Annotated in this window: 13 protein-coding genes and 1 tRNA gene; 7 read left to right on the top strand and 7 right to left on the bottom strand. The window is 45.4% G+C overall.

The window, feature by feature from the left end:
• Positions 1–126: 126 nt before the first annotated feature.
• The 6 genes from EII32_RS06885 to EII32_RS06860 all read left to right on the top strand — a co-directional run bounded on the left by EII32_RS06885 (position 127) and on the right by EII32_RS06860 (position 7,705).
• The gene (locus EII32_RS06885; RefSeq protein WP_125234703.1) at positions 127–1,227 is read left to right on the top strand and encodes an Mrp/NBP35 family ATP-binding protein; all 1,101 of its coding nucleotides are present in this window, start codon (positions 127–129) and stop codon (positions 1,225–1,227) included.
• Positions 1,228–1,770: 543 nt separating this feature from the next.
• Positions 1,771–2,643 (top strand): hypothetical protein, encoded by an 873-nt coding sequence (locus EII32_RS06880; protein WP_125234702.1) that lies wholly within the window; start codon positions 1,771–1,773, stop codon positions 2,641–2,643.
• 17 nt (positions 2,644–2,660) lie between these two features.
• Positions 2,661–4,142: a TolC family protein gene (locus EII32_RS06875; RefSeq protein WP_125234701.1), complete on the top strand. Its 1,482-nt coding sequence runs from the start codon at positions 2,661–2,663 to the stop codon at positions 4,140–4,142.
• 110 nt (positions 4,143–4,252) lie between these two features.
• On the top strand, positions 4,253–5,239 hold the full coding sequence (locus tag EII32_RS06870) for an HlyD family secretion protein (RefSeq protein ID WP_125234700.1): 987 nt from the start codon (positions 4,253–4,255) through the stop codon (positions 5,237–5,239).
• A 3-nt stretch (positions 5,240–5,242) separates the two neighbouring features.
• Positions 5,243–6,424: an ABC transporter permease gene (locus EII32_RS06865; protein ID WP_233582335.1), complete on the top strand. Its 1,182-nt coding sequence runs from the start codon at positions 5,243–5,245 to the stop codon at positions 6,422–6,424.
• A 36-nt stretch (positions 6,425–6,460) separates the two neighbouring features.
• On the top strand, positions 6,461–7,705 hold the full coding sequence (locus EII32_RS06860) for an ABC transporter permease (RefSeq protein WP_125234699.1): 1,245 nt from the start codon (positions 6,461–6,463) through the stop codon (positions 7,703–7,705).
• Here the strand turns inward: EII32_RS06860 and EII32_RS06855 are convergent.
• The 4 genes from EII32_RS06855 to EII32_RS06845 all read right to left on the bottom strand — a co-directional run bounded on the left by EII32_RS06855 (position 7,653) and on the right by EII32_RS06845 (position 11,664).
• On the bottom strand, positions 7,653–7,883 hold the full coding sequence (locus EII32_RS06855) for a hypothetical protein (protein WP_125234698.1): 231 nt from the start codon (positions 7,881–7,883) through the stop codon (positions 7,653–7,655). The genes EII32_RS06860 and EII32_RS06855 overlap by 53 nt on opposite strands.
• A 187-nt stretch (positions 7,884–8,070) precedes the next feature.
• The gene (locus EII32_RS06850) at positions 8,071–9,165 is read right to left on the bottom strand and encodes a DNA/RNA non-specific endonuclease (protein WP_125234697.1); all 1,095 of its coding nucleotides are present in this window, start codon (positions 9,163–9,165) and stop codon (positions 8,071–8,073) included.
• Positions 9,166–9,180: 15 nt separating this feature from the next.
• A complete protein-coding gene (locus tag EII32_RS12135) occupies positions 9,181–9,342 on the bottom strand; it encodes a hypothetical protein (protein WP_158611146.1) in 162 nt (53 codons plus the stop codon).
• Between the two features lie 84 nt (positions 9,343–9,426).
• On the bottom strand, positions 9,427–11,664 hold the full coding sequence (locus tag EII32_RS06845; protein WP_125234696.1) for a chitobiase: 2,238 nt from the start codon (positions 11,662–11,664) through the stop codon (positions 9,427–9,429).
• Positions 11,665–11,987: 323 nt separating this feature from the next.
• Here EII32_RS06845 and EII32_RS06840 point away from each other — a divergent pair.
• Positions 11,988–12,072, top strand: a tRNA-Ser gene (locus EII32_RS06840).
• 208 nt (positions 12,073–12,280) lie between these two features.
• Here EII32_RS06840 and EII32_RS06835 read toward each other — a convergent pair.
• Genes EII32_RS06835 through EII32_RS06830 form a run of 3 tightly spaced genes read right to left on the bottom strand, consistent with a single transcriptional unit; the run spans position 12,281 to position 14,307 of the window.
• Positions 12,281–13,201 carry a HaeII family restriction endonuclease gene (locus EII32_RS06835; protein ID WP_233582334.1) on the bottom strand — a complete coding sequence of 307 codons (921 nt, stop codon included), beginning with the start codon at positions 13,199–13,201 and terminating at the stop codon, positions 12,281–12,283.
• On the bottom strand, positions 13,110–13,349 hold the full coding sequence (locus EII32_RS12830; protein ID WP_410524572.1) for a HaeII family restriction endonuclease: 240 nt from the start codon (positions 13,347–13,349) through the stop codon (positions 13,110–13,112). Before EII32_RS12830 ends, EII32_RS06835 begins: the two co-directional genes overlap by 92 nt.
• Positions 13,330–14,307 (bottom strand): DNA cytosine methyltransferase, encoded by a 978-nt coding sequence (locus EII32_RS06830; RefSeq protein WP_125234695.1) that lies wholly within the window; start codon positions 14,305–14,307, stop codon positions 13,330–13,332. The genes EII32_RS12830 and EII32_RS06830 overlap by 20 nt, the downstream gene beginning before the upstream one ends.
• Between the last annotated feature and the right edge of the window lies 1 nt (position 14,308).

The raw sequence follows: 14,308 nt of genomic DNA, 5'->3' as shown, positions 1-14,308 counted from the left end.
GATGTTTTACGTAAATCACGGCAACGAACGGCAACCGCACTTTGCGATAAATAAAGACGGGAAAAGACTTCCCACATTCAGAAAAAAAGCGTAACTTCGCAGAAAAATATTAAAACAAAGCAAAAGATGACACTATACCCGAAATTGATAATGGATGCCTTGGAAAAGGTAATTTACCCGGGCAACAAGAAGAATCTCGTGGACGGAGGCATGATTGCCGACCAACCTGCCATAGACGGAATGAAAGTCAAAGTGGTAATAGAATTTCCACGCGAGACCGATCCTTTCCTTAAATCGACAGTAAAGGCGGCAGAAGCGGCAATACATTATCATGTTTCAAAAGACGTGGAAGTGGAAATACAGACAGAGTTCAAGTCGAAACCACGCCCCGAGGTGGGGAAAATGCTGCCCGGAGTGAAGAATGTCGTGGCAGTGAGCAGCGGCAAGGGCGGCGTGGGAAAAAGCACGGTGTCTGCCAATCTTGCCATATCGTTGGCACGAATGGGGTATAAGGTCGGACTGCTCGATACCGATATATTCGGACCGAGCATGCCTAAAATGTTCGACGTTGAGGATGCCCGACCGTATTCCGTACATATAGACGGACGCGACTTGATAGAACCGATAGAGCAATACGGTGTAAAACTGCTGTCGATAGGCTTTTTTGTAAACCCGGATACGGCAACGCTGTGGCGTGGTGGAATGGCATCGAACGCACTCAAACAACTGATTGCCGATGCCAACTGGGGCGAACTCGATTACCTTATTTTGGACACTCCGCCGGGAACGGGCGACATACACCTCACGCTTTTGCAGACACTTGCCATAACGGGGGCGGTAATAGTCTCCACACCACAGCAGGTGGCACTTGCCGATGCACGCAAGGGCGTTGACATGTACCGAAATGAGAAAGTGAATGTACCCATACTCGGACTTGTAGAGAACATGGCGTGGTTTACACCTAAGGAACTTCCGGACAACAAGTATTACATCTTCGGCAAAGAGGGATGCAAGAAACTTGCCGAAGAACTCGGTGTACCGCTGCTGGCACAAATACCATTGGTACAAGGTATATGCGAGAGCGGAGACGGTGGAAAACCTGCTGCTCTGTCGGCAGAAAACATGACGGGTATCGCATTCATTAATCTTGCACAAGCCGTTACGACCGTAGTAAACCGCCGTAACAAGGAACAACCGCCTACAAAAATTGTCGGAGTAAGCCGATAATATAATGCACACAAACATTCATTCAACATACACGACAAGAGGCAGAACCGGTAAGAAAACCCGGTTCTGCCTCTTGTTATATTGCATATTCCGTTATTTCTGTCAGCCGTAAGTTTTGAAAATCGTGATAAAAACTTTTCAAAACAAATTAATATGTATGCGAAATATTTTCCGGCAAACTCTGCAAACCACCACCTTAACAACTTATTATGGCTTGCGGTGAACGCCAATTTATAAACTCCTGATATTCCTAAAAGCAAGTCTTTTTATCCTCATAGTAAACAAAAATCCGTAGAACGGTCATTATTTTGAAATCCGGAAAACAATTTGTCAAAACCATGCCGTGTTACGTTTTACGTTCCGCTTTACACAAAACGGAAAACATGGCATCATTGTACCAATTGTTCGTTTTTTCCATAAAAATCTTAATTTTAAGTTACTTAAAGGTTTGTAATTGCTGTTTTTGTTTGTCGTTTTGGGAAAAAAAATTAATTTTGCAATCTGGTATGATAAAAAAAGGAAAAAAGAATTAATACAAGAAGTATGAATAAAAAGATTGTAATACCGCTCATTATTGTCATCGTTTTGCTCGCGGGAGGAATTGCATGGCTCGCTTTGAACCTCAAGGAGCAGAAACAGGCAAACGAGGACATGCAGGAACTGGCAAAACTCGACAAAAAGGAGATGGAGAACGAGTATCTGCGTTTTGCAGAGCAATACACCGAGATGAAATCGCGTATCAATAACGACTCCATCATCGCACAACTTACGCGCGAGCAGTTGCGCACGCAGCAATTGCTTAAAGAACTGCGCTCGGTAAAAGCCAATGACGCAAGAGAGATAACACGCCTTAAGAAAGAACTCGCAACGTGCCGTGCAGTTATAAGAAGTTACGTTCTCGAAATAGACTCGCTGAACCGACTTAACCAAAATCTCACGGCCGAAAACACACGGGTAAGAGGGCAATACGAGGAGGCGACAAGACAAATAGAGGGACTCAACGCCGACAAAGAATCGCTCTCCGAGAAAGTTGCCATGGCTGCCCAACTCGATGCCACGGCAATACAGATGGCAATGCTCGACAAAAAAGGCAGACAGACGGATAAGACAAAAAAGGCGAAACAGTTGCGCGTATCGTTCAGGATAGCAAGAAACGTTACTGCAACAAACGGCGTGCGGACAATATTTGTAAGGATAACCACACCGGCGGGAACGATACTCGGCAATGCGGGAACATTCCCATACGAGAACCGACAACTGCAATGCTCTATGAAAAAAAGCATAGAGTACACCGGAAACGAGACACCGCTGACACTCTTTTACAACGTCAACCAATTCCTCGGTGAGGGTACTTATCATGTAGCCCTCTTTGCAGATGGGCATTTGATAGGCTCGCACAGCGTTAATTTCAAATAAAAAACACAACGTTTGACATGGAAAGGCTATTAATATTTGTCGCTTTCATTGCCGTATCGATAGGTGCGGGGGCGCAACGGGTACTGTCGCTCGATGACTGCCGTAACATGGCACTCGACAACAACAAGCAACTCAATGCGGCACGCCTCAGGCAGGAGGTGGCATTCAACACGCGCAAGGCGGCAAGGACGAAATATCTGCCGAGAGTTAGTGCACTTGGAGGATACGAACTGACAAGCCGCGAGATTTCATTGCTGAGCGATGACCAAAAGACGGCATTGAACAATCTCGGCACAAATACCACAGGCAAGGTGGGAGGCAAACTCAACGAGATGCTCACAGGATTTGTACAGCAAGGAATTATCTCTCCACAGGTGGCGCAGGCACTCGGAGGCTTGTTCTCAAATGCGGCAGCCCCCATGACACAAGCGTTAAACGGGATGGGGAACGACATCAGACAGGCTTTGCGCACAAACACACGCAACAAGTTTGCGGTATCGGTAATGGTTACGCAACCCGTATATACGGGAGGAGCAATAACGGCAGCCAACCGCCTTGCCGATCTCAACGAACAACTCATGGCAGACCGTCTCGAACTGTCACGGCAGACAACACTTTACGAAATAGACCAAACTTACTGGTTGGTGGTGTCTGTGAAACACAAGGAAAGATTGGCGCGCAACTATCTCGAATTGGTACGCAAATTTAACCGCGACGTGCAGAAAATGTTCGAGGAGGGAGTGGCAACACGTTCCGACGAATTACAGGTTAACGTAAAGGTTAACGAGGCAGAAATGCAACTAATGCAGGCGGAAGACGGCGTGATACTTTCAAAGATGCTGTTATGTCAACTGTGCGGGATAGAATACGGAGAGAATATAAAACTTGCCGACGAGGATAACGAAAACCTTTCGTTGCCGGCATTGTACGACGACGGAGAAACATTGTCATACCACCTGCGCCCCGAACTGAACATGTTGCAGACTGCCGCAGACATGGCAAACATATCTACCAAACTCGCACGCTCGGCATACCTGCCACAGATTGCAGTGACCGGAGGCTATATAACCACAAACCCAAACATGTATAACGGTTTTGAGAAAAAATTCGGCGGAACGTGGAACGTGGGAGTGATAGTGCGTGTCCCTGTGTGGAGTTGGAACGAAGGAACATACAAGGTAAGGGCGACACAGGCCACCGCACAGATAGCAAAAATGGAACTGGCAGATGCCACCGAGAAGATAGAATTACAGGTAAGTCAGTGCCGTTTCAAAGTAAAAGAGGCTCGCCGAAAATACAACCTTGCCGTAAAGAACGTGGAAAAGGCAGAGGAGAATCTGCGTTGCGCAAATCTCGGCTTTACCGAAGGGGTAATGCAGACAACCGACGTAATGGCGGCACAAACGGCATGGTTGCAGTCGCAGACACAGAAGGTTGAAGCCGAGATAGAGGCACGACTCAGCGAGGTGGCATTGAGAAAGGCTCTCGGAAAACTTTAACATTAATGGAATTTGCCGGCAAGGCAACATGCAGCCATTTCCACATAACTCACCAAATGTTGTTTTCAACTCCCCAATTCTGAAAAAATAAACATTAAACCCAAAATATTATGTCAGTAAAGACGCAACACAACAATATTCTGTTTGCCATTCTCGGCTTTGTGGTCGTGGTGGCAATAGTGGCAATCATAGGCCTGTTTGTATTCGGTCATACCGATGAGGAAATACAAGGCGAGGTAGAAGTTACCGAGTATCGCGTATCGAGCAAAGTGCCGGGGCGCATACTTGAATTACGCGTTAAGGAGGGCGACTACGTTCATGTCGGCGACACGCTTGTAATACTCGATGCTCCCGAGGTGGAGGCGAAAATGACACAGGCACAGAGTGTTGAACGTGCGGCATCGGCAATGAGCGAGATGGCGCAGAACGGAGCCCGCACGCAGCAGATACAAGGCGCATACGAAATGTGGCAGAAAGCAACGGCTGGACTCGAAATTGCAAAGAAGAGTTACGAGCGGGTGCAGCGACTATTCGACGAAGGGGTAATGACTGCCCAAAAACGCGATGAAGCATTGGCGCAGTATAAAGCCTACGAGGCACAGGCAAAGGCTGCCAAGAGTCAATACGACATGGCAGTGGAGGGAGCAAGAACCGAAGAGAAGAAAGCCGCCGTGGCAAAGGTGGGACAGGCACAAGGTGCTGTTCAAGAGGTGCGGTCGTACAAGCGAGAACTCGTTCAGGTGGCACAGATGGAAGGGGAGGTTAGCAGCGTGTTCCCGAAAGTGGGCGAACTCGTGGGTACCGGTTCCCCCATAATGAACATATCGGTAATGAAAGACATGTGGGGAACATTCAACGTGCGAGAGGATTTGCTTCAGGGAATTAAGATGGGCGAAGTGATAACGGCATTTTGTCCGGCATTTGGAAAAGACATAAAATTTAAAGTGTTTTACATAAAAGATCAGGGTGCGTATGCCGTATGGAAAGCAACGAAGAGCAACGGACAGTATGACTTGAAGACATTCGAGGTGAAAGCACGTCCCGTCGCCAAAACAGACGGTCTGCGTCCCGGTATGTCATTGATAGTGAAAAGATAAGATATGTACGGCAACCGAAATCCTATAATGCGTATCCTCGGCGTGGCAAGGCGCGAGTGTGGCATAATCATGTCAACGCCGATTTACATCTTCTGCATGGTAATCTTCCCCGTGGTGATGGTGTTTTTCTTCACATCGCTGATGGATGACGGACTGCCGCAGGAGATGCCGGTAGGCATTGTGGATCTCGACAACACCGCCACCACACGCTCCATCATACGCCGTCTCGATGCCATGAATACCAACAAAGTGGTGGCGCGGTATGCCACACCGGCAGAGGCACGTGCGGCAATGCAGCGTAACGAGATATACGCATTCATGTATTTTCCCGAAGGAACCACCTCGGGAATTATGTCACAGCGAAAGCCGAAGGTGTCTTTCTATTACAACAGCACCATGCTGATGGCGGGAGTATTGCTTTTCCGCGACATGAAGACGGTGTGTACACTCGCATCGGCGGCAGTGGGACAAACCACCATGCGTGCAAAAGGATACACCGACGACCAAATTATGGTATTCCTGCGCCCCGTGTCTGTCGATTCGCACATGATAGGCAATCCGTGGACCAACTATAACTTTTACCTCGGTTCGTTCATGCTTCCCGGAGTTCTGTTGCTTTTTGTGTTTCTCGTAACGGCTTATTCGGTGGGTACCGAGTTGAAATTCCGTCGCAGCCAAGTTCTTATGCGCCTCTCCGGAAATGATATATGGGTGGCGATGCTGGGCAAGATGCTCCCGCAGACACTTATCTTTCTTACCATATTCTACGGATACTACATATATATATACGCCTTTCTGGGCTTCCCGTATCAGTGCGGATGGTTCACCATAGCGTTGATAGGTTTCCTCAGTGTCACGGCGTCGCAGGCATTCGGTGTCTTCGTATTCGGAATAATTCCGTCTTTGCGCCTGTCCATGAGCGTATGCTCGTTGTGGAGTGTACTCGGTTTTACGATGTCCGGAGCAGCCTATCCGCTGTTTGCAATGGATCCCATGCTGGAGGGAGTGGGGCAACTATTCCCTCTGCGCCACTATTTCATGTTCTATCAGATATGCGTTTTCAACGGCTACCCGTTCAGTTACGCATGGTATAATCTCCTCGCACTCGTCATATTCATCTGCCTCCCCGCATTTGCCATGAAGAATTTGCGCCGTGCAATGCTTGAGTATGTATATATCCCTTGACTTAACTTGCAAAGAATCTGTTCAACTCTTGAAAAAATGTTTCAAAGCATAAAAGACACCTGCTACATCTGGGAAAAGGAGATGCGCTCCGTGATAAACGACGAAGGCGTGCTAATCTTCTTTATACTTGTTCCATTGCTGTATCCGCTGGTTTATTCGTGGGCATACAACAACGAAGTTGTCCGTGATGTGCCGGTGGCAGTTGTCGATTTGTCAAAAAGTCACTCCTCACGCCTTTTCGTACGCCGATGCGATGCGTCGCCACAAGTGAAAGTGGCATATCATTGCACGTCGATTGACGAGGCGCGGCAACTCATGGGGCGGCAAGTGGTGCGCGGCATACTATATTTTCCCACCGATTTTGAAAACAGACTCGGGCGCAACGAACAGGCAAATGTGAGTGTGTTCTGCGACATGAGCATTATGCTTACCTATAAGGCCATATACTCTACGGCGATGGAGGTGTCGCTGGACATGAATGATGATATAAAGGTCGCACGAGCCGGCAACGCCACCGACCGCGATGACGAGATTCTCGTGAGTCCGCTCGATTTCGAAGAGGTGCAGATGTTCAACACCACGGGAGGATACGGAAATTTCATACTTCCGTGCGTTCTCGTCCTTATATTGCAGCAGACGCTGTTGCTCGGCATCGGACTGAGTGCAGGTACGGCACGCGAGAACAACCGCTATCAAGACCTTGTGCCGGTAAGCCGGCACTATAACGGCATATTCCGAATAGTGTTTGGGAAATCGATGTGCTACTTTATGATATTTGCCGTAATGACGGCGTACATCACGCTCATCGTGCCACGTATTTTCGGCTTTTCCCACATGGCACGACCCGCCGACTTGTTTGCCGTTATGGTGCCATACATTCTTGCCTGCATTTTCTTCGGAATGCTGTTTTCGTGCATAATACGCTATCGCGAAAACGTCATGTTGCTTGTGGTGTTCACGTCTATGCCTTTCCTTTTCCTTGCCGGTATTTCATGGCCCGAAAGTGCTATCCCCGCCGCATGGCGAAGCGTTTCATATCTTGTGCCATCGACATTCGGCATACGCGCTTTTGTGAGGGTGAACAGCATGGGGGCGACACTTAATGACGTGAGTCGGGAATATATGTGGTTGTGGATACAGACCGCGGTATATTTCCTTGCCACATGTGTAGTGTATCGTTACCACTTGATAAAGGCACGCCGCCATGCCATAGAGCGTGTTACTGCCATCAAGAATGCCGTGGAACGACAAAAGAACAAAGGCTTCGGCGAGAAACACTGACCGTTGCTTGACCGTTCAACCCAAATCGGTCATTAGAACCCTCAACCGATTTTGTTCGATTGTTGAGCGGATGTACAGCCGTTTCATCGAAGGCGTAGCGGACTACGTAGAGATGTAATGGCTGCGCAGATGTCAGCAAGCGGGCTAAAGCAGTTGGGGAGCGTAACGGCAATGGCAAATCTAAGCAAATGCGGTCTGATGACCGATTTGGGTTCAATATGTTTTGAAAAACAAAATCGCCTGATTTACTCGGCAAAACCGCCGAAATTAAAATTCAATTCCGCCTAATTTGCAATCCAAATTAGGCGGAATTGAATTTCCACTCGGTATTACAGCCGGTGGGTATGATGCTTTTGTATTTTGTGCTATGGCTGTTGTTCGTTGTTGAACGTTATTCTCCAGTATCGGGCATTGTCGTTGCTGCGGTCGTCCTCTACCATATTCTCGGTATCATCAGGCAGGTTGCAGAAGAAATCAAGCCCGGTGCGTGTTTCCAATTCCCTTATGGTGATATATTCCGTGGGACTTTTCGTGTAATTGGGCGACCAAATGCCGAGCGCGTGATATTCGTCTTTGGTTTTGTTGTAGGCAAGCAGAGCCATGTAGAAATATTTCGGCACGCGAAGTCCTGCGGATGTAGTCTCCTCTATGTCTGTTTCCTTGTCTATTGTTGCTGCTTTGACAATGTAAAGTGTGTCACAGTTTGCTGCCTCGGCATATTCTCTTACTCTTCTTTCCAACTGTGCCCACACACCACTGTTGTGTCCCTGCACTTGCGGTTGCATGTTGCTCAAATAGAAAGTTTGGTCGTTCTGTTCTTTTGAATACAGTCTGTCGCCGGACGGACAAAGATGTCCGCGTGCGTAGGTTGACGATGTGGCTTTGTATTGAGCCAGCGTCGTGCGATGTTCCGGATTGGTTATTTTGGGATCTTCCCTGAAATTGTCCTTGCGCTTAACATTCTTTTCAAGATTTCCCTTGTGTAACTGATAGCATGTCCATCTGTTTCCTTTCTTCTGTCCGTCCCATTCCAATGAAAAATTAACCACAGTTTCGTTTTCTGCATAGTGTGTTATCTCGTATGTGAAATCTTCGTCTCCGCGATGCAGTTGTGGGAACTCTAATCTCCAAGCCTCCTTGTTCCTTGCGAGGTCGGCATCGTTGTTCTTGTTGACGTTCTTGTCGTCCTGCTGTCCTCCGCCTTGTTCTTCGAATGCCACGAAACTTATCTGCGAATACAGATAGTCTTGGCACGAGCCGTCTTTCATGTATATCTTTATACCAAGCGAGTCTGTTGCTCCTCCCTCTCCGAAAACTACTACAGACTTATTTATTTTCTCCTTGTCGAAAGTCTGTACCGTACCGTTTTTCAGTTTTATATATTCCGGTTTCCTGTTTTTCTGTGCGACAGCCTCAAACGTGACTATGAGTAACAATAAGGCTAATGTATATTTTTTCATAATTTATATTTCAAATTAGTTAAAGTCATTAAACGGTTTTTCTTTCTCGTTTGTTTCTTCGATGTCGTCCCATTGTTTGGAATGTGCTTCGCCGGCGTTTCCGCCACCACCTGTTTCGGGTACTGTGATGTTTGTTCCGTCGCTGTTTACGTCGCCGGTATTTGACCCTGCTGCCATTATTGTTTCAGACTCGATTGAAACGGTTTGCATTTTTGGTAATATATATACTTTTTTATTCATTGATTATTATTTTGGTTGTTTTTAATTGATAACCATTTTCTTTCCGTTGACAATGTATATGCCTTTCGGCAGTTGCTCGATGCCGACTCCCACAAACTGTCCGCCGAGATTGTAAACTTTTGCGTTGTCGAGGTTTTCACCCGTGTCGCCGTGTGCAGCGTCTATGGCAGACGTTATGTTGTCGGTAGATACTTTGGCATCGTTTATCGTTGCCGGCACTACGAAATATGCGCGCATGCCCGGTATCTTGTTAGTGTCGTTGCCTGTAGGCCAATATAGTTTGTCGTTATTCCCGAGGAAACGTTCAGTCTTGTCTGTCTTCATATCGTAAGGTTTGTAAGTACCCACGAAATGGAAATTGCCGTGTTCGATGTTTTTTGCCTGAATGTTCGTAAGCGTCACGTCCTTGTATGTGGGGTTCTCGATGTTGCTGTCCGGCTTGTAAAGATACGGCACTCCTGCTTCGATGTCGTTCGTTTCTTCAAAAATCATGGTGTTGCCTTCAACTGTTTTGTATCTGCGCAACATGCCTTTTACGTTCTTCACACCGAATGGCAGTGTTATTGTGTTCCAGTATTCGCTCGATATTTTTCTTTTGAGTCTTACGCTTGCGTTGGCAATGTTGTTTGCCGGCAACACGAAATCTTTGTTCTCGTCGATTACGTATGTCACGGGACGGAACTCTTGTTCTGCCACATTGTGTATGTTTGTTTTTTCCACCTTATTATATATGGGGCGCAGTTCGTTTGAATTTCCGTCTGTCGGGAATATTATAGCCGAGATGTCAACAACGGATTTGTCGTAAGGCATGTGGTAGAACATGCTTTCGCCGAGTTTGTGTGTGTTGTTTATGCCTATCGTCGTCCCTGCGATTGTTGTCTTTCCGTCGTTCACTGTTATTTCTTTGATTATCACCCAGTCTGCGAGATGATTCTTGTAGTCCTCTGCATTTATCGTCAGAGGCGTGATGTCGGTCTCTTGCACCGGCTCGGCTATTATGAATTCTTCGGAGTTAGTCTTTTTTGTCGTTTCAAATACGGTGACTCCTCCCATGCTTGTTTTCTTGCCGTAGATATATCCAGCCAAATGTTGGTTGAATTTCAATGCCGGATTGGTTTTCACTTCCTTGAAAAACACCTTCACGTCTTTGTCTCGGACGTATGCGTTGTCCTCTTCGTCGGCAAACAATACTCGTGCTTGGTCGCCATCGGCAATGTACAGGTGTACTTCGGTGTCGTCCTCAACATCTTTAAGAGCTTTCAGTCCCTTTACTTCCTGCAAAGGTTTCGGTGCGGTGCCGTTTGTGGTCACGTTTATCGTGCTTATAAAGGCATTTTTTGTTATGTTGAATTTGACAGATTGTGCGTTACCGGTCCATTTATCATTGCTTTTAGATATAGACGTTCCGTCTGTTGCTGTCATGGTGCCGTCGTTCTCAATTTTTATTTCTATCTGTGTTATGGGCACTCCGTTGTCTGATGTCAGCGTCATGGTACCGCCTTTGTATATCCGCAGGGTATATTTCCCTTTGCTGTTATACACACGTGTATTGGTACTTCCTTTTGTGTTTGACAGTGTTATGCCCTTGCTTTTCAAATCGTTTTCTATGGATGTGCCTTTGTCCGAACCCGGTATCGAAATGCCGAGTGCGGTAAGACCGTTTTCCGTGTTGAAGACAAATGTGGGAGCATTGGCCATAGGGTCTTCTTCTTCATCATCTTCATTTTCGTCTTCTCCTTGTTCTCCACCTTGTTCTCCACCTTGCTCTTCACCTCCGTTGTTTTTGTCATAAACCACGGTTATCTTTTTTATGTATATGGCTTTTTGGCTGGTCTGACTGTAGTTTAGCACAATCTTTCCTTTGCCATTGCCCGTAAATTCATATTCTTTGTTTTGGTTGGTAAGCTTAATTTCTTTTCCGAAAGGCTTCCCGTCCACCGTTACCGTGAGTTTCGCATCAATGTCTTTTGCTCCGCTCGTCTCAATTTTAATTAACTTGATGTTTCCCGAAATACCGTCGGTGGATAGCGTTATTGTCTTTGCCGGCTTGCTTCCTTTACCGATTTGTATTCCTTTATCTTTGTTAGAACCGAAATAGTCTGCATCAGTTTGCAGTGTCCATTCCACATCACCAAGTTTTTGGGTTTCATTTTTTGTGAAAACCTTTTCTTTAAATTCATAGGTGTAGGTTTCGGCATGAGCCGCATTATCCCACACAGCCAACAGCAAAAACGCGGTCAGCCATAATGCTTTTTTCATTAAACTAATTTTTTAAGTTAATACTTTTTTAAATCTTTATTCAGTGGTAAAATACATTCTATGCGTGCAAAGGTAACACTTTTTGTCGAATATATTTGATTTTCGGTTTACATTTTACTTTTTTTATTTTTTATATGTGTTCATATTGTAGTTGAAACTTCCATATTTTCAAGTTTTAGAGAACTTGGTAAGTTTAATTAAGAAATGCAACTTTTATGAATAAGAATCAGAGATTCAAAAAACTTTGCCTAAAATTTGGCAGGTTAAAAAGAAATGATTACTTTTGCACTCGCTTTAGAACGACAAAATTGTCGTCCGACAAAGGAGAGATGGTAGAGTGGTCGATTACAACGGTCTTGAAAACCGTCGCACTGAGAGGTGCCGGGGGTTCGAATCCCTCTCTCTCCGCAAACAAGGGTGTAAATCAGCGAGTTACGCGATTTACACCCTTTTCTACACCCCAAAACTTGCGAGCAATAAAACACTCCATCCAAGATTTGCTGTATTGAGTGGAGTTTTTATTTGGGGGTATGCGATTGTCTTCAGAACTAAAACCACATACCCTATTCATCTAACTCTTCATAAGAATCAGAGAAATAGATTGCCAAATAAGCCACTATACCTCTCTCCAAACACCTGCGAAAGAAAGTAAATCATACCCTCTAGTTTTTTTGAATTCGTTCAAATCATCAAAATTGGTCACTGGAAATTCTCTCAAGATTTCATGGTATAAGGTCGAAAGGATTTTGTCGCCTATTTCTTTCGAAAAAACACCCGTTAAGGCTTTATTGTACCAGTGCACCAAGTCGTTTTCTGTGACAATGCTTTGGATTTTAGATTTCCAGCCAATCTGCGTCAAAAGAGAAACGATAATCTTCTCTTCGGAGTCTTTGCATACGATGACTATCCTATCAGATGATACCGACGATACTATGTTCTCCGCCAGCTCTTCAGTCAAAGACAAGTGTTTGATTTGAATCGCCATCCCAAAATTAGCCCACATATCAAGCCCTCTATCTGCAGCGTTTGTAACCCCGACCCGATTTATTCGAGCACTCATGGTTATTTTGGATTGTTGGGCGGACAATCCGATAACACGTTCGGAAAAATCGGAGAATTCATGTAGTAGATCTTGCTTGTCGGTGTCGTACTCTATCGTTATTTTTACTTTGAGGCTTTCTACGAGCGTAGAAAACAAAGCATAAACTACGATTTCGTATATCTTATCGATACTTCTTCTTAGCCCAGATTCATTCCAAAAAGTGTCAATGAAGTCTTTGATAAGGAAGCTTTGTTTGTCGTGGGTCTTGCAATACCTCAGCCCTTGGGACATTTGAGAGAATCTTTCTTCAAAACAATCGTAAATATACTTCTCCACAATGCCACCGCCTGCTCTGTTCTCTTCGCCCAATATCCTTAGGATGTTGGGAGGAATGGCGTTCTCGTTAAATAGGTCGTCTTGATATCTTGCAGATGAAGAAGACGTACGCCCCAAGAAGCGCAAACAAAACTTCATCGCGCCATTTCTTTGACGCATTTCTATAAGATTCTAGATCGACAAGGTCTATATCCCCATGAACTCTATCTCGATGTAAGATCTCTGCAATCTGGATAGGCTTATATAAATGTACTCTAGCTTTAGATATAAGCCGATCTAAAGCCAACTTAGCCTCCGAAATATTCATAATTTCCAAACAAATCAACTTTTTTGTATTCTTCAATCTCTTTTTGCTCATTGAGCGATCTGATCATTTCTCCTGCGATAGCTTCTATCACGGGGACGGTTACGGAGTTGCCTGCCACTTTGCGTGCTTGTGAATAAGGGATGTTTATAATGAAAGAATCGGGGAACCCTTGCAGTCTGAGCATCTCTCTTGATGTTAATCGCCTAATGCCATTGACAACCAAATAATTATAACTCCCCCCAGCTCTTAGTGCGCAAGAATAGGGTAATGGAGAGATGTTTCCGCCAATGTTTTCATGCCAAATAGATGGTACAGGTGGCTCTCCCTTAAGAGCCGAAAAACGTTTTTGTCGCATCGTTTCGGACAAGAAATAAGAGCTTGGCACCTGCTCATCGTCTTCTAAGATCTCTGACAGTGGTCTAAAAAAACCCAACGGCTTGGGGAATGAGAATCTGATGGCCTGCTTAAACCCAACAATATAAATCCGTTCTCTTTTTTGAGGTACACCAAAATCCAATGAGTTAAATACCTTGTAGTAAACGGTATAACCCAAACCCCTCAAGATAGTTAGAATAACATTAAAAGTATTCCCTTTGTCATGGGTTACAAGCCTCTTGACATTCTCCAAGAGGAACGCTTGGGGTTGCTTTACCTCTAGTATTGTCTTTATGTTGAAAAAAAGTGTACCTCTTGTGTCTGCAAAGCCCAATCCTTTGCCTGCAATACTAAATGGTTGGCAGGGAAAACCAGCCAGCAGTATATCATGGTCGGGGATATCTTCAGGATTTATATCGTTGATGTCACCATAGGGGGCTTCATAAAAATTCGCTTCATACATCTTTTGTGCATGCTTATCCCATTCGGAAGAAAAGACATTCTCACACCCATGGGCAGCAAATCCGAGACGAATACCGCCAATACCCGCAAACAAGTCTATTGTTTTGTATTTCTTTTTCATC

Origin of the sequence: Prevotella sp. OH937_COT-195 (assembly GCF_003932845.1) — a bacterium.
GTDB lineage: Bacteria > Bacteroidota > Bacteroidia > Bacteroidales > Bacteroidaceae > Prevotella.
Note: the sequence above shows the minus strand (reverse complement) of the source record. Positions and strands in the feature narration are given on the sequence as shown.